Source organism: Streptomyces sp. NPDC094032 (assembly GCF_040303965.1).
In the GTDB taxonomy this organism is placed as follows: Bacteria; Actinomycetota; Actinomycetes; order Streptomycetales; family Streptomycetaceae; genus Streptomyces.
Genome location: NZ_JBEOUE010000024.1, coordinates 68,199 through 87,471 on the forward strand (window position 1 = coordinate 68,199; position 19,273 = coordinate 87,471).

The following is a 19,273-nucleotide window of genomic DNA, read 5'->3' on the forward strand; positions in this document are numbered from 1 at the left end:
GTCAGGAGGCTTCCTGGGAGAAGGTCTGCGGGCGCGGGGCGTGCGCGAGGCGCGCGTACACACAGGCCAGGCAGCAGACCCAGGCCGTCGCGAAGAGCCAGCCGCCCACCACGTCGGTGAACCAGTGCACGCCGAGAAGGACCCGGGTGAGGCCCACGGCCGCCGCCCAGAGACCGATCAGCGTGACGACGGTCCGGCGCGGCACGCGGCGGGACCCGCCCCGCAGGAGGAGCGCCGCGATCACGAGTCCGGCGGTCATCGCCGCCGTGGCGGCGTGGCCGGAGGGGAACGACCAGCCCGAAGCGTGGGTGGCCCAGTCGCCGACCGAGGGGCGCGGACGCGCGAGCGCGGTCATCGTCGCGTACCGCAGAGCCTGGCCCGCTCCCAGGCACAGCACCAGCAGGGCGACCGTCCGGGCACGTTCCCGTCCGGTGCGGCCGACGTACAGTCCGGCGATCACCAGGAGGGCGTACGGGACGATGCCGGTGCCGGTGGCCGTGACGGCGCGGGCCACCGCCTCGGCGACCGGGGGGCGGTGCTCCAGCGACCACCGGTGCAGGGCCGCGTCGGCGGACAGCGGGCCCGGATCCCGCAGGACCCGGGCCGACAGCGGGGCGAACAGCGTCGCGGCGGTCAGCGCCGCCCACCCGGTGCGGCGGGAGACCCGGGACCGGGTCACGTACCGGCCAGGAGGGGCCGCAGCGGACCGTGCTTCAGCCGCCCCGCCCACGCGTCCTGGTTGCGCCGTACGGTCCATGCGGCGACACCGGCCACGGCGGCGCCGACCAGGAATCCGGCGAGGACGTCGTGCGGATAGTGCACGCCCACCCAGACCCGGGAGGCGGCCATCAGGACCGCCGCGAGCAGGGCGACGGCGCCGAGCCGCCATGACACGAACAGCAGCGCCACGGCGGCCGCCGCCGCGAGCGCGGCGTGGTTGCTGGGGAAGGACCAGTCGCCCGGCGCGGGGCACGCCTCAAGCGTGGGCACCCGCAGGGTCTGGCACGGCCGGTCCTCGCGCACGAGCGACTTCAGCAGGGCGTCCGCGCCGAAGGCGAGCACCGTGATCAGCGGAACGGCGAGCGCGGTGACCACCTGGGGTGTGCCGGCGCGCCGGGCCCGCCACCACGCGAGCACCATCAGGATGGCGAACAGGGCGAGACCGTAGTCCGACCAGGCGGTGACGAGGCCGTCCAGCCAGCCCGGCGAGCGATGGGCCAGGTCGGTCACGTCGGTGTAGACGGAGCCGTCGACGGGCGACCCGTCGTACGCGGGGGCCATCAGACGGAGCCGTTCTGGCGCCGGGCGGACCGCCGCGAGCGGAGCAGCTCGATCGCGAGCGGCAGCAGGGACACGGCGACGATCAGGGCCACGATCGGGAGCAGGTACCGGTCGACATTGGGGATGGAGGCGCCCAGCGCGTATCCCGCGAGGACGAGACCGACCGTCCAGACCAGACCGCCGACGACCTGCCAGAGGGTGAAGACGCCCGCCGGGACCTTGAGCGCGCCGGCGAGCGGGTTGAGGACCGTGCGGACCACCGGGACGAAGCGCGCCAGGACGATCGCCTTGGCGTGCCCGTACTTCGCCAGCAGCTCCTCGGCGCGCTCGGCGCCCTCACGGAGCCGCTTCGACCGGCTGCGGGCCAGCAGCGCCCCGCCGGCCCTGCGGCCGATCAGGTAGCCCACCTGCGCGCCGGCCAGGGCACCGGCCACGGAGGCCACCAGGACCATCGGCAGGGAGAGCGCCGACCCCTTGTCCGCGCTTCCGGCGCACAGCAACCCCGCCGTGAACAGCAGCGAGTCGCCGGGCAGGAAGAACCCGACCAGCAGTCCGGTCTCCGCGAACATCACCACCGCTATCCCCAGCACGCCGAACGCGGCCAGGAGGGAGTGGGCGTCGAGCACGTTGACGGCTAGGTCGGTGGCGGCGTTCACGGAGGTGGCCATACAGGGGGCCTCTCAGAGGAGCGGGCGTCGGACGGGGACGTGCGAACAATCGAGCGACTACAGGTCTGTAGACAGACTACTGGACTGTAGACGCTCTCGTCGCGGGGGCACGGCCGGGTGTCGGGGTGTGCGTGCTCACGGGTGTGGGGCGGCGGTGAGCGCCTATCCTGTCTACAGATCAGTAGTCGGTCTACGTGACTGTAGACGCAATCGGGTGGACGGGGGTTCCATGACGGATTCCGAGAGTGAACGCAGGCCCGCGGGCGAGCTGGAGGCCAGCGTGCTCGCGGCGCTGTGGGCGGCCGGTGCGCCCCTGTCCGCGGCGCAGGTCAGAGCGGCGATACCCCAGGACCTGGCGCGCACCACCGTGGCCACGCTGCTGGGCCGCCTGCACGAGAAGGGAGCCATCGGACGCCGCCCCGGAACCCGGGGCTTCGTCTACTTCGCCGTCGAGGACGCGCACGGCCTGACCGCCCGGCGCATGCACCGCGCGCTCGACCAGGTCGGCGACGACCGGGGCCTGGTCCTTGCCCGCTTCGTCGAGGGGCTGAGTCCGCACGACGAGGCCGAGCTGCGCCGCCTGCTGGAGGAAGACCACGAGTGATCGCACTGCTCCTGATCCCCCTGCTGCTCCCCTGGGCCCTCCCGCCGCTGGCCCGGCGGACCGTGGAGCGCGTCCGGCCGGACATCGCCCTCGTGGCCGTCACCACGGCCACCGCCGTCCTGGCCCTCGGCGTGGTCGCCTGCCTCGGCGTCCTCCTCCTCCCGCTGGCCCTCCACCTTCCGCTGGTGGCCGGTCTCGCTGATCTGATCCACCCCGTCCAGGCGGGCCCGCCGGCCCTCACCCTCGGCACCTCCGCGCTGGCCGCCGCCGCGCTCGCGGTGTCCGTCACCGTCGGCACGAGAGGTGCGGCGGCCGAGGCGGCGCGCCTGCGCCGGGCGCACGAGCGGGTGGCGGGACTGCCGGAGTCCGGCGGCATGTGCGTGGTCGACGACGACCGGCCGGACGCCTTCGCGCTGCCCGGCGGCCCGCGGGGCGCCGACCGGATCGTGGTGACCGCGGGCATGCTCCGCGCGCTCGACCCCCGTGAACGCGAGGCGCTCCTCGGGCACGAGCGCGCCCATCTGGCCGCCCGGCACCACTTCTTCCTCGCGGCGGCGCAGCTCGCCGGCTGGTGCCACCCGGCCCTGTCGGCCGTGGTCCCGGAAGTCTCGTACGCCGCCGAGCGCGCCGCGGACGAGGCCGCGGCCCTGGCCTGCGGGGACCGGCGGCTCGCCGCGCGGGCCGTCGGCCGCGCCGCGCTCGCGGCCACCTCGCGCGGTGGTGTGCCCCCGCGTCCGGCCGTCGCCGCCGGTGGGACGACCGGGCCCGTACCGGCTCGGGTCAAGGCCCTCCTCGCCCATTCGCCGATGCGGCGGATCGCCGCGCCCCTGCTGGTCATGGTGCTCGTCGCCACGGCGGCGGGCGCCTCCTCCCTGGCGGGTGCCGTCTGGCTGCACGGCGAGGTCGAGGTCGCGCAGGGGGAGCACCCCACGGACTGACCGGGCCTCCTCGCGGTCGACCGGGGCGGCCCTGGCGGTTAGGGCAGCCTTTCTTGAGTGACTACATTTATGTAGACTCCGCGACGGCTCGGGCACGGTGATCCGTCCGGGCCGCTTCAGCGCGCACAGCACGCCGGAAACGCCGTACGGCGCACCCACTTCCGCCGAGAAAGGACATGGCGTGTTCGGGAACTACCTGATCGGCCTGCGCGAGGGCCTGGAGGCCAGCCTCGTCGTCTGCATCCTCATCGCCTACCTCGTCAAGACCGGCAACCGGCGTCAACTGCCACCGGTCTGGGCGGGAGTCGGGATAGCCGTCGGGCTCTCGCTCGCCTTCGGCGCCCTGCTCCAGTTCGGGTCCTCCACCCTGACCTTCCAGGCCAAGGAAGCGCTCGGCGGCAGCCTGTCCCTGCTGTCCGTCGCCCTGGTGACCTGGATGGTCTTCTGGATGCGGCGCACCGCCCGCCACCTCAGGACCGAACTCCACGGCAAACTGGACGCGGCCCTCGCCGTCGGCACCGGCGCCCTCGTCGTCACCTCCTTCCTCGCCGTCGGGCGCGAGGGCCTGGAGACCTCCCTGTTCATCTGGACCGCCGTCCAGGCGACCGGGGACGGCGTCCGCCCCCTGATCGGCGCGATTCTCGGCCTCGCCACCTCCGTCGTCCTGGGCTGGCTCTTCTACAAGGGAGCCCTCAAGATCAACCTGGCGAAGTTCTTCCGCTGGACCGGCGCCATGCTCGTCGCCGTCGCGGCCGGCGTCCTCGCCTACGGCATCCACGACCTCCAGGAAGCCGACTTCCTGCCCGGACTGCACCGGCTCGCCTTCGACATCTCCACGACGATCCCGCCGGATTCCTGGTACGGCACGCTGCTCAAGGGCGTGTTCAACTTCCAGCCCGACCCCACCGTCCTCCAGGTCGTCGTCTGGGCCCTCTACGTCGTGCCGGTGATGGTCCTCTTCCTCCTGCCCGAACGTACGCGGCGGACCGCACCGGCCCCCGTGGCGCGGTAGGACGGGGTGTACGAACCCAGGAGGCCGGAGCCCGGACCGGGCGAGGAGCCGCCGGACGCCGACGGTGTGATCGCCTGGCTCAAGGGCGGCGAGGAGACCGAACGCGCGCTCCAGGCCTCGCTGGACGCCCCTCCCGCCGAGCGCGACGTCCTGCTGGCGCGCATGGGGGACGTGCTCCAGGCCGCCGCCCAGGGCCTGGGGCACGAGGCCGCCGCCGTGTGGGCCGGCGTCCCCGAGCACGTGCTGCGCGGCTGGCTCGACACCGACGCCGCCTTCGCGGCCGCCCTCCACGCGGCCCGCGCCCTGGCGACCGCCCACGGCGCGCGGCGGGGCAGGCGCCACACACCGGCGATGGTGCGGGTCCTGCTGACGGCCATGAGCCGGGGCACCACCCGACGCGACGCCGTCAGGACGGCCGGCTTCGGTGAGCACCGCTTCCGCGCGCTGCTCACCGGCTCGTCCACGCTCCGGTCCCTGCTGGCGGCGGCCCGCCGGGTCCGGCCGCCGAAGCCCCGGAGCACCTACGTGCCGGGCACGTACCGCCCCCGTCGCCCCGACCGGAAGCCCCCGGTCCAGGGGCGGTTCCGGCTGGTCCAGCGGGAGGCCGCCGACGCCGGGGAAGCGGGCCGGTAGAGCGTGCCTACGCGGGCAGGAGGCGTGCCGTGGGTCCGTGGCCGGTGATCCGGCCGGCCTCCAGGAGATGGACGGTGTCCGTGTACCGGGCCACGAGACGCCGCTCGTGGGAGACCACGACCAGGGTCGTGCCGAGCTCGTCGCGCAGGCGGGTGAGCAGGTCCATGACGCCGGTGGCCGTGTCCTCGTCGAGGGCCGAGGTGACCTCGTCGCAGAGCAGGACGTCGGGACCCGCCGCGAGGGCGCGGGCTATGGAGACCCGCTGCCGCTGCCCGCCGGACAGCTCACCGGGGAGGCGCCCGCCCTGGTCGGCGGGGAGCCCGACGCGGTCGAGGAGTTCGGCGACGCGGTCGGGCACCGCGCGCCGGGGCAGGTCGGTGTGCAGCCGGACCGGGCGGGCCAGTTGCTGGGCGACGGTACGGCGCGGATTGAGGGCGTCGAGCGGATTCTGGGGCACGAGCTGGACGCGTCGCTGCTGCGCGCGGGTCCGCCGGCGAACGTCGGCCGCCAGCGGCCGCCCGTCGAGGCTCACCTGCCCGGTAAAGGCGGGGTGCAGCCCCGCGAGCACGCGGAGCAGCGTCGTCTTACCGGACCCGGAGGGCCCGACGATGGCGCAGGCCGACCCGGGCGGGGCGGCGAACGAGGCCCCGCTGAGCGCGGGGTGCCGCCGTCGACCGCCGCCGAAGAAGGCGTCGATCGCGGCGGCGGAGAGGCCTTCGGTGGGGGGAGGGGGGGATGTATGGGCGGGGGATGGAGGGGCCGGGGGCGTATGGGCGGGGGATGTACGGGGCGGGGAGGTACGGGCGGGAGATGTACGGGGCGGGGACGTACGGGCGGGAGATGTGCGGGCGGGAGATGTGCGGGCGGGGGTCGAGGGCGGCCCGCCGGGGGCGTGCGCCGCACCGGTGGGCGTCCGGGGCGTCGGGAGTGTTCCGGGTGCTGGGGGTGCTGGGGGTGCTGGGGGTGCTGGGGGTGCTGGGGGTGCCGGGGGTGCCGGGGGTGCCGGGGGTACTGGGGATGCCGGGAGTGACGGGGGTGCCTGGGACGCCAGGCTTGCCGGGGAGGCCGGGGAGGCCGGGGAGGCCGGGGAGGCCGGGGAGGCCGGGGAGGCCGGGGAGGCCGGGGAGGCCGGGGACGCTGGGGGTGCCGGGGACGCTGGGGGTGCCGGGGGTGCCTCGGACGCCGGTGACACCGGGGAGGCCGGGGAGGCCGGGGAGGCCGGGGACGCTGGGGAGGCCGGGGAGGCCGGGGAGGCCGGGGAGGCCGGGGAGGCCGGGGAGGCCGGGGACGCTGGGGAGGCCGGGGAGGCCGGGGACGCTGGGGAGGCCGGGGGCGCCAGGCTTGCCTCGGACGCCTCGGACGCCTCGGACGCCGGTGACACCGGGGAGGTCGGGGACACCGGAGATGCGGGGGGCACTGGAGACGCCGGAGACGCCAGGGGCGTTCGGGGCGTAAGCCGGATGGTGTGGTCGGCGCACGTTTCGGCGAGTTGTGGGTCGTGGGTGGCGACGACGACCGTGAGGTTGCGGTCGGTGGCGAGGGTGCGCAGCAGGTGGGCGATCTCGTCGCGCAGGGGCGCGTCCAGGCCCGCGGTGGGCTCGTCGAGCAGCAGGACCTGGGGGGTGCGGGCAAGGGCGCGGGCTAGGGCGACGCGGCGTTGCTGGCCGCCGGACAGCGCCGTGGGGCGGCGGTCGGCGATGCCGGCCGGCAGACGGCACTCGGTCAGGAGGGCCCGTACGGTCTCGTCCGTCGGGGCGGTGGCGAGCTCGGCGACCAGGCGGCGCACGGTCATGCGCGGGTTGAGGGCGGAGCCTGGGTCCTGGCCCACGTAGGCGACGGCGGTGCGGCGGAGGGTGCGGAGCTCGTCGGGCGGGAGCCGGTGCGGGGACGTGCCGAGGACGTCGAGCGTGCCCGTGACGGCGGCGCCGGGGGGAAGGTGCCCGACGAGGGCGCGCAGAAGGGTCGTCTTGCCGGATCCGGACGCGCCCATCAGAGCGGTGACCTGCCCGGCCCGCATCCGCGCCGTGGTCGAGGGCAGGAGCACGGCGCCGTCGGGGAGACGTATCTCCAGGTCCGAGACGGTGATCTGGGCCGAGGGCGGTGCGGCGGGATCGTCGTTCATCAGCGGATGGCCGCCTTCGTGGTGGTGTCGGGAGCCAGCGAGAGGACGACCATGGTGACGGTGACGGCCAGCACGGCGATGGCCACGCTGGGGGCGATCACGGCCCACGGGTTGAGGAGGATGCCGGAGGCGTTCTCACGGATCATCAGCGACCAGTCGGAGGCGGGCGGCCGGGGGCCGATCTGGAGGAATCCGGCCATGGAGATCACGTAGACGCCTTCGACGAACCGCAGCCCGAACAGGGTCAGCACGGTGGCGCGGAGGTTGGGCAGGATCTCGCGCAGGGCGATGTAGGCGGTGGACTCGCCGCGGGCCAGGGCGGCTTCGACGTAGCCCGCGGTCGCGAGCGGCGACGCGGCCGCGGCGACGACCCGGACCGCGTACGGCACGCCCAGGACGACGGCGGCGGCGATCACCGCCCAGCGTCCGCCGCCGGGCCAGGCGAGCGCGATCAGCATGATGCCAAGCAGCGGCGGCAGGAGGATCGCGAGGTCGGCGCCGCGCTCGACAGCGCGGCCGAGGGCCGGGCGCAGCACGGCGACGCAGCCGATCAGCGCGGCGGCCACGGTGGTGACGACGGCAACGAACAGCGCCCCGGCCACGAGGAGCGTGCCACCGTGCAGCACCCGGCTGAGCACGTCCCGGCCCAGCTGGTCCCCGCCGAGCAGGGCGCCGTCGCCGGGGGCGGCGAAGGGCGCCGTGACGGGGGTGTCGACGGTGTGCGGTGCGATCAGCGGGCCCACCAGCGCGAGGAGCAACGGGAGGACCGGGAGCAGCACGAGCACGGTGGCCCGCGCCCGGCGGGAGGCGGGGCGCGGGGCCGCGGGCGGGGCGGCGGTCATGCGCGGGCTCCCAGGGTGGCGTGGCGGATGAGGTCGGCGACCAGGAGGACCAGGCTGATGACGGCGCCGGCGCAGATGACGACTCCGGCGATGAGCGGGGTGTCGCGCGCGGCGATGGCGCCGGCGAGGACGGATCCGATGCCCGGGTAGTTGAACAGGGTCTCCACCACGACGGCACCGCCGAACAACAGGCCGGTGGAGGTGGCGAGTCCGGTGGCGATGGCAGGCACCGCGCCCGGCAGCTGGTGGCGCAGCAGTACGCGCCGCAGGGGCAGACCGTCCAGGTGCGCCGCCTCCACGTGGGGGGTGGCGGCCTGGTCGGCGAGTGCGCCGCGTACGACCCGGGTGTTCCAGCCGGTCTGGGGGATGACGAGGGCCAGGACCGGCATGATCAGCATCGTCCAGGTCGCGGGTCGGCCGTCACCGCCGGTCACGGTGACGGCGGGCAGCCAGCCCGTCCACAGGGACAGCATCAGCAGGAGCGCGGCGGACACCACGAACTCCGGCACCGCGAACGCGGCGGTCGACAGATGGGAGATGAGACGGTCGGCCGGGCGACCCGGCCGGGCGGCGCCCCAGCAGCCCAGCAGCAGCGACAGGACCACGGTGATCCCGAACGCGCTCAGGGCGAGGACGAGGGTGTTGGGCAGGGGGTCCGCGAGCAGGTCGGTGACCTTCTGCCCGCGCGCGGAGGTGCCCAGGTCGCCGCTGGGCAGCGCCGTCATCCAGTCGGCGAACCGCTGCCACAACGGCCGGTCCAGGCCCAGCAGATGGCGGCGCTGCGCGAGGTCGGCCGCGCTCTCCCCGCGCTCGGCCGAGGCGGTGGCCGCGTCGCCCGGCAGGAGCTCGACCGCCGCGAACACGGCGGCGAGCAGCACGACCAGCATCAGCAGACGCCGACCGACCGTCCCGACGACGCCGAGGACGAGACCGGGGCCCCGGGGAGCGGCGGCTGCTCCGGTGGGGACGCCGGCCCCCACGGCCGAAGCCCCCACGGCCGAAGCCCCCGCGCCTGGGGCCCCCGCCTCGGTGCCGCTCGCCGGGCCGGTGTCGGCCGTGTGGCTCAACTCAGCCACACGCCTTCGAGCTGGACGCGTCCGTAGCCGGCCAGCTTCGGCAGGTTGCGGACCTTGGCGGCGGCCAGGTCGATGCCGTCGGCCATGCCCCACAGCAGGTAGCCGGAGCGGTCGTGCTCGATCTGCTGGAGCTCCGTCAGCGCCGCCGCCCGCGCCTTCGGGTCGGCGGTGCCGATGACCTTGCGGTACGAGGCGTCGAAGGCGGGGTCCTGCCAGCCGGCCTCGTTCTGTCCGGCCTCGCCGACCATGGTCTTGGAGGCGAAGAAGACCACGGAGTCGTTGGTGCCCCAGTAGGTCGTGTAGAAGTCGCCGGTCTTCCAGGTCTTCTCCCAGAACGCCCCGGACTCCTGCTTGACCACCTCGACCTTGATGCCGGCCTCGCGGGCCTGGTTGGCGAAGAGCGTGGCGGAGTCGGCAAGACCGGCGATGTCCTCGGTGGTGACCAGCTCGTACGTCCTGGACAGGTCGAACCCGGCCTCGCCGAGCAGCCGCTTGGCCCTGGCCAGATCCCGCTTGCGCTGCGGGATGGTCTTGGCGAAGGCGGGGTCGCCGGTGCCGAGGATGTCGTTGGCGACGGTGCCGTAACCGGACAGGACCTGCTTGACCATCGCGTCGCGGTCCACGACCAGGCGCATCGCCTCGCGGACCCGCTCGTCCGCGAAGGGGCTGCCCTTGGCGGTACGCATGACGATCGGCATCGCCATGTCGTTCGGGCGGCGGAGCACCTGGACGTCCGTGCGGGACCCGGCGGTCCTGGCGGCGACCGCGCCGACGTTGGAGGCGAGGTCGATCTGCCCGGAGAGCAGGGCGTTCGCCATCGCCTGCGGGGTCTCGAACATGGTCACCTCGATCGCGTCGAGGTGCACGGCGCCGCCGTACCACTTCTCGTTGCGCACGAGGCGGGCGTTGCCGCCCCGGAACCAGTCCAGTTTGAACGGTCCGGTGCCGGGCGCCTTGTCCAGCTCGGAGTCCTTGGTGTCCTTCTTCATCACGAAGGAGGCGAAGCGGGTCAGCAGCGGGAACTCGGCGTTGGGGTAGTCGGACACCACGACGACCTCGTCCGTGCCCCGGGCGCTGATGTTCTTCGCCTGGATGCCGGGCAGGCGCGCCGCGCCGGAGGGGGTGCCGCGCAGCCGCTTCAGCGACCAGACCACGTCCTCGGCGGTGACGGGAGTGCCGTCGTGGAACGTCGCACCCTTGGCGATCCGGAACGTCCAGGTCTTCAGGTCCGCCGAGTGCTGCCACGAAGCGGCCAGCCGGGGCGCGGTGTTGGAGGTGGCGCCGGGCACCGTGAGGGTGTCGAAGGCGAGCGCGAGGATGAGGTAGTCGCTCTCGTTGGCCTGGGTGCCGTGCGGGTCGCGGGTGATCGCGCTCGACCTCCCCAGCGCCCCTACCCGCAGCGTGCCACCCTGACGAGGTTTCCCGGACGCGGCGCCAGGGGCCGCGGCGCCCTTGGGATCCGTACCGCCGCTGCCGCAGGCCGCGAGAACTCCCGCCGCTCCGATGCCGGTTCCGGCCCACAGCAGCTGTCGTCTGGTGACACCCACGTCGTCCTCGTCTCAGGGGTTGTGCTCGGGTTTGCTTAGGCTTACCTAACCGAACTCGGCCAGACTTGGCAAGCCGCCCGGCCCCGTCCGGCGGTGGGCTGCCCTTCGCGGGCGATGCCGCAAATCCCCTGTTCAGGAGCGCTGTTGACGTCTCGTCGGCCGTGCGGCGCGTGGCTGAAATTTGACTACGTCGATGTAGTCGGGCGTCTTGGTTAGGGTTGCCTTACTCAAGCGTCGGGGTTAGTTTCCTGGTGTCCGGCAGCGCCCCGAACCGCCCGGACCGCCCACTTCCCGCGTTCCCCACGCCGCTTTCGAGCCGGTGCGGCGATGCCGCACGCCCGTGCTCGCTCCGTCCTGCCTGGAAGGTGCCACCGTGCCCACCTGCCCTGCCCCGGTACGCCCGCTCGACGCCGCCGCAGCAGCCGAACTCAAGACCGTCGCGGCCGAGTTGCTCGCCCGATACGGCTCCGCCACCGCGCCCGGACTCCTCGCCGCGCTGCCCGGTGAGTGCGGCGCGCTCAGCGACGGCGTCCGGCGCTGCCTCAGGCCCGTGGACACCGCCGACGGCCTGTTCGTCCTGCGCGGTCTGCGCCTGGGCGACGCCGAAGTCGGCCCCACTCCCGGGCACTGGTCGACGGCCGGCGACGCGGGCGCCCTGTGGGACGTCGTCCTGCTGCTCGTCTCCGCCGTGATGGGCACGCCGATCGCCTGGGACGGGCAGCAGGACGGCCGGTTCGTCCACAACATCGTCCCTTCGCCCGGGCACGAGAGCGAGCAGACCGGCGCCTCCAGCACCGTCCTGCTCACCCCGCACACCGAGGACGCCTTCCACCCCGGCCGCGCGCATCTGCTCCTGCTGTGCTGCATGCGCAACCACGACGCCATCGCCACCACCGCGGCCAGCGTCCGCCGGACCGAACTCGCCGACGAGGACGTCGCACTCCTGAAGCGGCCGGTCGTGCCGATCCTGCCCGACGACGCCTACGAGCAGGCCCAGCGGTTCGCCGGCCGGCCCGCGCCCGTACCGACCCTCTTCGAGGGCGGGGACGGCCTCAGCCTGCGGTTCGATCCCGCCTACACCCCGCTGGAGGAGGCCGACACCGGCTGGCGGGAGGCGTACCGGCGACTGGAGGACGAACTGTCCCGCGTCTCCGTCGCCGTCAGCCTGGAACCGGGCGACGTCCTGGTCGTCGACAACGACCTCGTCGTCCACGGACGCGTCCCCTTCAAGGCCCGCTACGACGGCACCGACCGCTGGCTCAAGCGCGCTTCCGTCCGGGTCGAGAACCGTCCCACGCGGCCCGCCGCCGAGACCGGCGAACACGGCTACGGACAGGCCGCGCTCACCGCCTGGACCACCACCTGACCCCTCCCCGCCCGCCCCGCCCGCCCCTTCCGAAAGGCCCCCCATGGACCGGGACGACACCACCCTCCGCGTACTGTCCACCAGCGACCTCGCCGGCCTGGACATCGCCCTCACCGACGTCGTCGACACCGTCGAACAGGCCTACCGCACCCTCGCCGCGGGCCAGTCCGACAACCCGCGCAAACTCACCGTCAAGCCCGCCGACGGCCACTCCGTCTCCTACGCCATGCTCGGCCGCGACGGCGCCCGCGAGGTCGTGGCCGTCAAGACCTCGTACAAGCACGGACTGCGCGAGAGCCGCGACAAGCAGCACTACTACACGACCCTGACCCTGTACGACGACGTCACCGGCCTGCCGCTGGCGATGATGGACTGCTCGCGGATCGGGTCCCTGCGCACCCCGGCCGTCTCCGCTCTGCTGGCCCGCGAATGCGCCGCCCCCGGCGCCACCACCGCGCTCGTGATCGGCACCGGCACCCAGGGCCGCCTCGCCCTGCCCTTCCTGCTGACCACCCTGCCGGATCTGGACCGGCTGATGCTGTCCGGCACCCACCCGGACGGCATCGCCGCGGTCCGTGCCGAACTGGACCGCCACTTCCCCGGCCGCGAGGTCGAACTCGTCACCGACGCCACCCGCGCCGCCCGGGACGCCGACGTCGTCGTCGCCACCGCCGGCCCCCACACCCCCGCCGCCGTCGAGGCCGAAGCCCTCAAGCCCGGCGCGACCGCGATCCTCGTCGGCCACGGCCTGGCCCCCTCCACCCTGCACCGCGCCGACCGGGTCATCGCCACCAGCGAGGCCCAGATGCGCGTGACCGGCACCGACATGGCCGACGTGCACGGAGACCTCCCGGCCGTCGACCTGGAACTGCCCGCCGCCCTCTCGGGCGCCGCCCGGGCCCGTACCGCGGCCGGACAGCGGATCTTCGCGTACAACAGCGGACTCGTCGTCACCGACATCGCCCTCGGGCACCGCTTCGCCCAGCTCGCCGCCGACCAGCACCTCGGCACGGAGATACCCCTGTGGAAGTGACCTCCTGGCCGGCGCTCCCGGCCCTGCCCGACCCCGCCACCGACGCCGTCGTCGCCAGCGGGCTCGCCGCCGAACTGTCCCACGCCTTCGGCGGCCCCTTCCACTTCCTGCTCCCCGACGCCTTCAGCGCCAACCTCGCCGCCCTGCGGGCCGCCCTCACCGACGCGGGCGTGAACGGCTTCGTGTACTTCGCGAAGAAGGCCAACAAGGCCGCCGTCTTCGTCGAACGGGCCGCCGAGGGCGGCGCGGGCGTGGACGTCGCCTCCGCCGCCGAACTGCGCGAGGCCCTCGGCCACGGCGTACGCGGCGAACACCTCATGGTCACCGGACCCGCCAAGGACCCCGTGCTCCTGCGCCTTGCCGTCGCCCACGGTGCCACGATCGCCGTGGACGCCCTGGACGAACTCGACCGGGTGATCGCCCTGGCCACGAACGGCGACGCGCGGCCGCCCCGCGTGCTCCTGCGCGTGCTTCCCGCCGGACAGCCGCACTCCCGCTTCGGGCTGGACGACGACGCGTTGTCCGCCGCCCTCAAGCGGTGCCTGGAAGCCGGGGCCGCGCTACGGATGGAGGGCTTCAGCTTCCACCTCTCCGGTTACGCCCTCCAGCCCCGCGCCGACCTCGCCGCCCGCCTGGTGGAGCTCTGCCGCGCCGCCCGGCTCCAGGGCCTGCCGGCCGGCCGGATCTCCCTCGGCGGCGGACTGCCCGTCAGCTACACCGACGCCGACAGCTGGCGCGCCTTCCTCGCCGCGCAGGGCCCCGCGCACTACCACGCGGGCAGGACGTTCCGTACGGGCGACTTCTACCCGTACCACTCGCCCCTCTCCGGCGCCGGGGCCCTCGCCGCGCTGCTCGCGACCCGGCCGCAGGGGTTCGGCCGCGACCTCGCCGCTCTGGTGAAGGACGCCGGCATCGAGCTCCTCCTCGAACCGGGCCGGGCCCTGCTCGACCGGGCCGGAGCCACCGTCTTCCGGATCCAGGGCGTCAAGGACCGTGACGGCTACCGGATCCTGACCGTCGACGGCACCAGCCTGAGCCTGTCCGAGCAGTGGTTCAACAGCGAGTACCTCCCCGACCCGCGGCTGATCCCGCGCGACCCCGCCACCCCCGCCGGGGTGCATCCGGCCAGCGTGGGCGCCGCCACCTGCCTGGAATCGGACCTGCTCACCTGGCGCAAGATCGCCTTCCCGTACCCGCCGCGCCCCGGCGACCTCCTGCTCTACCCGAACACCGCCGGATACCAGATGGACTCCAACGAGTCCCCCTTCCACGACCTGCCGCTGCCGCCCAAGGTCGTGGTCGACCGCACCGACCGGCCCCGCCCGCGCTGGCGCCTCGACCGGCACTTCAGCTGAACCCGGGGCGCCACACGCCCCGTTCGCCCCCGCCCCAACCCGCCCCGCACCCCGCCCCCACGAGGAGCCCCCTGATGTCCGGAGCCCTTCAGCGCCCCGCCGTCGTCTCCCGCGTCTCCGACCTCATCGGCCGCACCCCTCTGCTGGAACTCGCCACCACCGAGACCGGCAGCCGCCTGCTGCTGAAGCTGGAGATGTTCAACCCCACCGGCAGCGCGAAGATCCGCATGGCCCGCGCCATGATCGACGCCGCCGAGGCCGCGGGCGAGCTCCGTGCCGGCGGCCGGATCATCGAGTCCACCTCCGGCAACACGGGCCTCGGCCTCTCCGTCATCGCCGCCGAACGCGGCTACACCTTCACCGCCGTCGTCGACAACCACGCCGCCGCCGACAAGCTGCGCGCCATGAAGGCGCTCGGCACCGAACTCGTCCACGTCGACGCCGACGCCGACGCCGAGGAACTCCACACCGCCGCCCGCGAGGAACTCGCCGAGGACATGGCCCGAGGCCAGGACAACACCGTCTTCACCGAGCAGCACAACAACCCCGCCAACGGCGTCGGTTACTTCCCCGTCGCCCACGAACTGGCCGAAGCCCTCGACGGCCGGATCGACGTCCTCGTCGGCGCGGTCGGCACCGGCGGCGGACTCTGCGGCACCGCACGCGAACTGCGCACCCTCGTCCCCGCGTTCACCGTCATCGGCGTGGAGCCCAAGGGGTCGATCGCCTTCGGCGGACCCGCCCACGACTACTACCAGTCCGGCACCGGCACCCCCGAGGGCGCCGAGATCGGAGCCCTCGTCGACTTCGGCCTCATCGACGAGGGCGTCAAGGTCGGCGACGTCGAGGCCTTCGCCACCTGCCGCGCCGTCGCCAGGACGGGACTGCTCATCGGCGGGTCCGCCGGCGGCGTGGTCCACGAGGCCCTGACCCGGCTGCCCGCACTGCCACCCGGCAGCACTATGGTCGCCCTCATCAACGACGGAGGGGAGAAGTACATGGACACCGTCTTCGACGACGACTGGATGGCCGAGCGCCACCTCCTCAGCACCGACGTCGAACGCGACCTGGACGAACGTCTCTCGAAGCTCCGCAGGAACCGGTAACCCCTGATGCTGACCACGCTCCTCCGCGACGGCCGCGCCCTCGCCACGCTCGCCGTCCCGCTCATCCTCACCCAGCTCGCGCAGGTCGCCCTGACGACCACCGACACCGTGATGATGGGCCTCCTCGGAACCACCGAACTCGCGGCCGGCGGCCTCGCCCTCGTCATCTTCAACCAGATCCGCACCATGGGCGTCGGCCTGGTCACCTCCCTCGGCAACCAGATCGCCGCCGCGGCCGCCCGGGCCGAGCACGCCGGAGCCGACGCGGCGGGCCGCCCGGCGGAGGAGCCGGCCCACCGGGAAGTCCAGGCCCTCGTGCGCGCGGGCCTGGCCGTCGCCACCCTCGCCGGTATCGCCGGCGCCCTCGTCATGATCGGCATCGGACAGCTGCTCTCCCTGCTCGGCCAGGACGCGGCCGTCGTCGACCTGACCCGGACGATGATCTACGCCCTCGCCCCCGGCCTGCTGCCGTGCCTGTGGTTCCAGGCCGTGCGCCAGTTCACTGTCGGGATGCGCCGCCCGCAGGCCCTCCTGCGGATCACCCTCGCGTCCGTCGGCGTCAACGCGGCCCTCAACTGGGTGCTCATCCACGGCACCTTCGGCCTGCCGCGCCTCGGCCTCACCGGCGTCGGCATCGCCACCTCCACGGTGTACCTCCTCTCCTTCCTCGCCCTGTACGCCGCCGCCAAGCGCGACGCCGAGCTCGGCCCGCTGCTCACCCTCGACATCACCCGGGCGGACGCCGCCACCGTCCGGCGGCTCCTCGCCCTCGGCGTCCCCATCGCCGCCACGTACGGCTCCGAGGCGGGCTTCTTCTCCGTCACGGCGCTGATGGCGGGCTCCTTCGGCCCCGACGCCCTCGCCGCCCACACCGCCGTCAACCAGCTTGTCTACATCGTCTTCCAGATCGCCGTCGGCCTGTCCCACGCCGCGTCCATCAACGTCAGCCGCGAACTCGCCCTCGGCGACCACGACGCCGCCCGCCGCATCAAGAACACCGCGCTGGCCTGCGCGGGCGCCGTCATGGCCGTCGTGGGCGCCCTCTACCTCACGCTGCCGGGCCTGGTCCTCGCGCCCTTCCTCCAGACCGGCTCGGCGCAGTCCCTGGCCATCGCGACCCACCTGCTCGTCGTCACCGCGTTCCTGCAGTTCTTCGACTGCGCCCAGAACATCGGGGTCGGCCTGCTGCGTGGCCTCGACGACACCAGGAGCGGCTTCCGCATCACCCTGATCGGCTACTGGGCCATCGGCCTGCCCGCCTCCTGGCTCTTCGCGTACGCCCTCGGCTTGGATACCCTGGGCATCTGGCTGGGCCTCCTCACCGGCCTCGCCGCCACGGCCCTGCTCCTGCTCCGGCGCTACGACACCACCCTGGCGTCGACCCGCCCCGAGCCCAGCACGGCACCGGCCTGACCGGCGCCGGACGGACCCTGGTCCGCGATACGCCCCGGGCTCAGCCCTGCTTCGGTCTGACCGGCGCTCAGCCCGGGTCCGCGATCAGTGCCCGCCGTCCGCGCCGGTCAGCCGCTCCGCCGCGTGCTCCACGTACTCGTGCAGTCCGTAGGCCAGCGCGAGGGCCGTCGCCGCCAGGGCGACCACCGTCCCCGCAAGGGCGAGGGCGCTCGCCCGACGGGCGCCGCCGCGTGGTGCCGAGGGTGCGGGCAGCAGCAGGGCCTCCACCCGGCGAGGCACGGGCCCGCTGGTCGCGGAGAGGAGCGGATAGCCACGGACGCGGCCCGGGGACGCCCCGGCCAGCGCGGCCCGCGCGACGGCCGCGGCAGCGAGGCGGCGGTCGCCGACGGCGGTGGCAGCCGCCTCGTCAGCCCACCGCTCGGTGTGGAAGGCCAGGGCCTCCCGCAGGCCACGGAGAGCGGGGTGGACGACGGCGGCGAGATCGACGACCGCCGACAGCAGATGGTGGCGACCGGCCAGGTGCGCCCGCTCATGGGCCAGCAGCACCTCGCGCTCGCCCGCCTTCAGCGACCGCACCATCCCGGACGTCACGACGACCCGCCCACGGCGGCCCCGGTACGCGGGGAGCGCGAAGGCGTCCACCTCGCTTCCCGGTATCACCAGGAGGTCACCGTCGCCCGTGCCGGCCTCGGCCGAGAGCCACGCGCGCCGGAGGAGCGAGCGGTGCAGGAGCCGGCGCCGCGCCAGCAGCACCAGTTGGACGAGCAGCGCCACGCCCGCCGCGCAGGCGAGCGGAACCGCCGCCGGCCACACCTCCAGCACCCGCGGCAGCGGCAGCCGCTCCAACGAGGCGAGGAACGGCACGTGGAGGAGGCCGAAGAGCGCGCCGACGGTCCCGCCGGCAAGCAGCACGGCGGCGCCGGTCAGCGCCCAGCACGCCGCGCGCGGCGGCAGCACCCCGGCCAGCCGCCCGGCGACGGCCGCCCCACCCCACGGCAACGCGAGGGCCAGCACGACCAGCACCAGGACGTACGTCACTCGGAGCCGCCCTCGGCCTCCAGGAGCAGGCGTCTGAGCGTCTCCTCGTCGTCGTCGGACAGGGCGGACACGAAGCGCCTGAGCACCAGATCCCGCCGGGGCTCGCTCTCCAGCTCACGGCGCATCCGCCCGGCGACGAGCCCGGCCGCGTCCTCCACCGGCTCGTACGCGAACCCGCGCACCGCCGGGACCCGGCGCAGCGTGCCCTTCTCGTGCAGCCGGGTCAGGATCGTGGCCGTCGTCGTCCTGGCCAGCCCCTGGCCGAGCGCGGCGTTGACCTGCCGCGCCGTCATCGGCCGCCCCGACTGCCACAGCACCGCCAGCACGTCCGCGACGAGCTCACCGTGCGGACGCCGCTCACCCCCACCGTCACCTGACATCGCTTCCCTCATCCCCGTTCCTCAGGAACACCCAACGTACCGCCCTCCTCTGACAGCGCAGGTCGCGGAACGGTGCGAGCGGGATGCCGGGCCTCAGGCGAGGCCGGTGAGGGCGTCGCCGATGTACTTGGTGCCCAGCACGGCGAGCACGGTGGTCATGATCGCCCCGTTGTGCGCCGCCATCCACTCCTTCCACCCGCCGAGGACGTGCGCCGCGCGGGCGCCGCCGAGCAGATAGACCCCGAGCGGCACCAGCGTGCACAGGGAGCCGATCAGCACCATCAGCGCGGCCGCGACCGTCTTGCCGCCCCCGCTCGCGTCGCTGGTGGCGATGGACACCGCGCCGCCGATCGCCAGGACCAGGTTCTTCGGGTTCGCGGCCACCAGGACGACCGCGAGCCCGGCCGCCTTGACGGGGGTGAACCGGTCGATGGCCCGCATCCACTTCGGCGGCTCGGCCTCGTGCCCCTCCCGGGGCCGGTCCCGCCACTGCTTGACCGCCATGAGCGCGAACAGCGCGCCCAGCGCCAGTTTGAGCCAGTAGGCCCAGGTCGGGCTCGTGCCCCCGGTGGTCAGCCCGCTCCCGGCGGCGACGACGACGGCGACGACGCCGGACAGGCCGACGACCCAGCCGGCCGTGAACGCGATCCCGTTGGCCCGCCCCGCCGGGGTGGCGAGCATCAGGATCACGGCGATCAACGGCAGCGGACTGATGGCGATGCCCACCGCCGACGTGAGCATGGAACCGATGGCCTCGCCCATCCCGTACCCCCAAGGAGTCTGTGTCCGCCGGGGCGACCCGGATGGACCCCACCCTCGGCGTGGGGCGCGCGCGAGGCGAGTGCTGTCCGCCGAACGG

At 74.2% G+C, this 19,273-nt stretch carries 19 protein-coding genes; 9 read left to right on the plus strand and 10 right to left on the minus strand.

The window, feature by feature from the left end:
- Nucleotide 1: 1 nt before the first annotated feature.
- The 3 genes from ABTZ54_RS28045 to ABTZ54_RS28055 are packed head-to-tail and all read right to left on the minus strand — an operon-like array spanning nt 2 to nt 1,949.
- The gene (locus tag ABTZ54_RS28045; RefSeq protein WP_351668298.1) at nt 2-679 is read right to left on the minus strand and encodes a phosphatase PAP2 family protein; all 678 of its coding nucleotides are present in this window, start codon (nt 677-679) and stop codon (nt 2-4) included.
- Nucleotides 676-1,281, minus strand: coding sequence for a phosphatase PAP2 family protein (locus ABTZ54_RS28050; protein ID WP_351668300.1), 606 nt, complete (start codon nt 1,279-1,281; stop codon nt 676-678). Before ABTZ54_RS28050 ends, ABTZ54_RS28045 begins: the two co-directional genes overlap by 4 nt.
- Complete coding sequence (locus tag ABTZ54_RS28055) at nt 1,281-1,949, minus strand: DedA family protein (RefSeq protein WP_351668302.1); 669 nt, start codon at nt 1,947-1,949, stop codon at nt 1,281-1,283. Before ABTZ54_RS28055 ends, ABTZ54_RS28050 begins: the two co-directional genes overlap by 1 nt.
- Before the next feature lie 229 nt (nt 1,950-2,178).
- On the opposite strand from ABTZ54_RS28055, the gene ABTZ54_RS28060 reads away from it, so the two are divergent.
- From ABTZ54_RS28060 to ABTZ54_RS28075, 4 genes are all read left to right on the plus strand, one after another.
- Nucleotides 2,179-2,553 carry a BlaI/MecI/CopY family transcriptional regulator gene (locus ABTZ54_RS28060; RefSeq protein WP_351668304.1) on the plus strand — a complete coding sequence of 125 codons (375 nt, stop codon included), beginning with the start codon at nt 2,179-2,181 and terminating at the stop codon, nt 2,551-2,553.
- On the plus strand, nt 2,550-3,491 hold the full coding sequence (locus ABTZ54_RS28065) for a M48 family metalloprotease (RefSeq protein WP_351668306.1): 942 nt from the start codon (nt 2,550-2,552) through the stop codon (nt 3,489-3,491). Before ABTZ54_RS28060 ends, ABTZ54_RS28065 begins: the two co-directional genes overlap by 4 nt.
- A 181-nt stretch (nt 3,492-3,672) precedes the next feature.
- On the plus strand, nt 3,673-4,503 hold the full coding sequence (gene efeU, locus ABTZ54_RS28070; RefSeq protein WP_351668308.1) for an iron uptake transporter permease EfeU: 831 nt from the start codon (nt 3,673-3,675) through the stop codon (nt 4,501-4,503).
- A 6-nt stretch (nt 4,504-4,509) separates the two neighbouring features.
- Complete coding sequence (locus ABTZ54_RS28075) at nt 4,510-5,136, plus strand: hypothetical protein (protein ID WP_351668310.1); 627 nt, start codon at nt 4,510-4,512, stop codon at nt 5,134-5,136.
- Nucleotides 5,137-5,143: 7 nt separating this feature from the next.
- On the opposite strand, the gene ABTZ54_RS28080 is transcribed toward ABTZ54_RS28075, so the two are convergent.
- From ABTZ54_RS28080 to ABTZ54_RS28095, 4 genes are read right to left on the minus strand one after another with little or no spacing between them, the layout of a single operon-like run.
- Entirely contained in the window at nt 5,144-7,258 is a 2,115-nt protein-coding gene (locus ABTZ54_RS28080; RefSeq protein WP_351668312.1) for an ATP-binding cassette domain-containing protein, read from the minus strand.
- Complete coding sequence (locus ABTZ54_RS28085) at nt 7,258-8,100, minus strand: ABC transporter permease (protein WP_351668314.1); 843 nt, start codon at nt 8,098-8,100, stop codon at nt 7,258-7,260. The genes ABTZ54_RS28080 and ABTZ54_RS28085 overlap by 1 nt, the downstream gene beginning before the upstream one ends.
- A complete protein-coding gene (locus tag ABTZ54_RS28090; protein WP_502997325.1) occupies nt 8,097-9,167 on the minus strand; it encodes an ABC transporter permease in 1,071 nt (356 codons plus the stop codon). The genes ABTZ54_RS28085 and ABTZ54_RS28090 overlap by 4 nt, the downstream gene beginning before the upstream one ends.
- Nucleotides 9,164-10,723 (minus strand): ABC transporter substrate-binding protein, encoded by a 1,560-nt coding sequence (locus ABTZ54_RS28095; protein WP_351668316.1) that lies wholly within the window; start codon nt 10,721-10,723, stop codon nt 9,164-9,166. The genes ABTZ54_RS28090 and ABTZ54_RS28095 overlap by 4 nt, the downstream gene beginning before the upstream one ends.
- A 373-nt stretch (nt 10,724-11,096) precedes the next feature.
- On the opposite strand from ABTZ54_RS28095, the gene ABTZ54_RS28100 reads away from it, so the two are divergent.
- The 5 genes from ABTZ54_RS28100 (at nt 11,097) to ABTZ54_RS28120 (ending at nt 16,996) form a co-directional block, all read left to right on the plus strand.
- A complete protein-coding gene (locus ABTZ54_RS28100; RefSeq protein WP_351668318.1) occupies nt 11,097-12,089 on the plus strand; it encodes a TauD/TfdA family dioxygenase in 993 nt (330 codons plus the stop codon).
- 43 nt (nt 12,090-12,132) lie between these two features.
- Complete coding sequence (locus ABTZ54_RS28105; protein WP_351668320.1) at nt 12,133-13,122, plus strand: ornithine cyclodeaminase family protein; 990 nt, start codon at nt 12,133-12,135, stop codon at nt 13,120-13,122.
- Nucleotides 13,119-14,477 carry a type III PLP-dependent enzyme domain-containing protein gene (locus tag ABTZ54_RS28110; protein WP_351668322.1) on the plus strand — a complete coding sequence of 453 codons (1,359 nt, stop codon included), beginning with the start codon at nt 13,119-13,121 and terminating at the stop codon, nt 14,475-14,477. The genes ABTZ54_RS28105 and ABTZ54_RS28110 overlap by 4 nt, the downstream gene beginning before the upstream one ends.
- 74 nt (nt 14,478-14,551) lie before the next feature.
- Nucleotides 14,552-15,583, plus strand: coding sequence for a cysteine synthase family protein (locus ABTZ54_RS28115; RefSeq protein ID WP_351668324.1), 1,032 nt, complete (start codon nt 14,552-14,554; stop codon nt 15,581-15,583).
- A 6-nt stretch (nt 15,584-15,589) separates the two neighbouring features.
- Nucleotides 15,590-16,996: an MATE family efflux transporter gene (locus tag ABTZ54_RS28120; RefSeq protein ID WP_351668326.1), complete on the plus strand. Its 1,407-nt coding sequence runs from the start codon at nt 15,590-15,592 to the stop codon at nt 16,994-16,996.
- 84 nt (nt 16,997-17,080) lie between these two features.
- Here the strand turns inward: ABTZ54_RS28120 and ABTZ54_RS28125 are convergent, their stop codons facing one another.
- From ABTZ54_RS28125 to ABTZ54_RS28135, 3 genes are all read right to left on the minus strand, one after another.
- The gene (locus tag ABTZ54_RS28125) at nt 17,081-18,034 is read right to left on the minus strand and encodes a M56 family metallopeptidase (RefSeq protein WP_351668328.1); all 954 of its coding nucleotides are present in this window, start codon (nt 18,032-18,034) and stop codon (nt 17,081-17,083) included.
- A complete protein-coding gene (locus tag ABTZ54_RS28130; RefSeq protein ID WP_351668330.1) occupies nt 18,031-18,414 on the minus strand; it encodes a BlaI/MecI/CopY family transcriptional regulator in 384 nt (127 codons plus the stop codon). The genes ABTZ54_RS28125 and ABTZ54_RS28130 overlap by 4 nt, the downstream gene beginning before the upstream one ends.
- Before the next feature lie 93 nt (nt 18,415-18,507).
- Nucleotides 18,508-19,176 (minus strand): GAP family protein, encoded by a 669-nt coding sequence (locus tag ABTZ54_RS28135; protein ID WP_351668332.1) that lies wholly within the window; start codon nt 19,174-19,176, stop codon nt 18,508-18,510.
- Nucleotides 19,177-19,273 lie beyond the last annotated feature (97 nt).

Bases quoted from the DNA above. Each gene is read 5' to 3' on its own strand.
- ABTZ54_RS28050 (WP_351668300.1), bottom strand. From the start codon at position 1,281: ATGGCCCCCGCGTACGACGGGTCGCCCGTCGACGGCTCCGTCTACACC.
- ABTZ54_RS28055 (WP_351668302.1), bottom strand. From the start codon at position 1,949: ATGGCCACCTCCGTGAACGCCGCCACCGACCTAGCCGTCAACGTGCTC.
- ABTZ54_RS28060 (WP_351668304.1), top strand. From the start codon at position 2,179: ATGACGGATTCCGAGAGTGAACGCAGGCCCGCGGGCGAGCTGGAGGCC.
- ABTZ54_RS28080 (WP_351668312.1), bottom strand. From the start codon at position 7,258: ATGAACGACGATCCCGCCGCACCGCCCTCGGCCCAGATCACCGTCTCG.
- ABTZ54_RS28085 (WP_351668314.1), bottom strand. From the start codon at position 8,100: ATGACCGCCGCCCCGCCCGCGGCCCCGCGCCCCGCCTCCCGCCGGGCG.
- ABTZ54_RS28105 (WP_351668320.1), top strand. From the start codon at position 12,133: ATGGACCGGGACGACACCACCCTCCGCGTACTGTCCACCAGCGACCTC.
- ABTZ54_RS28115 (WP_351668324.1), top strand. From the start codon at position 14,552: ATGTCCGGAGCCCTTCAGCGCCCCGCCGTCGTCTCCCGCGTCTCCGAC.
- ABTZ54_RS28120 (WP_351668326.1), top strand. From the start codon at position 15,590: ATGCTGACCACGCTCCTCCGCGACGGCCGCGCCCTCGCCACGCTCGCC.
- ABTZ54_RS28130 (WP_351668330.1), bottom strand. From the start codon at position 18,414: ATGTCAGGTGACGGTGGGGGTGAGCGGCGTCCGCACGGTGAGCTCGTC.
- ABTZ54_RS28135 (WP_351668332.1), bottom strand. From the start codon at position 19,176: ATGGGCGAGGCCATCGGTTCCATGCTCACGTCGGCGGTGGGCATCGCC.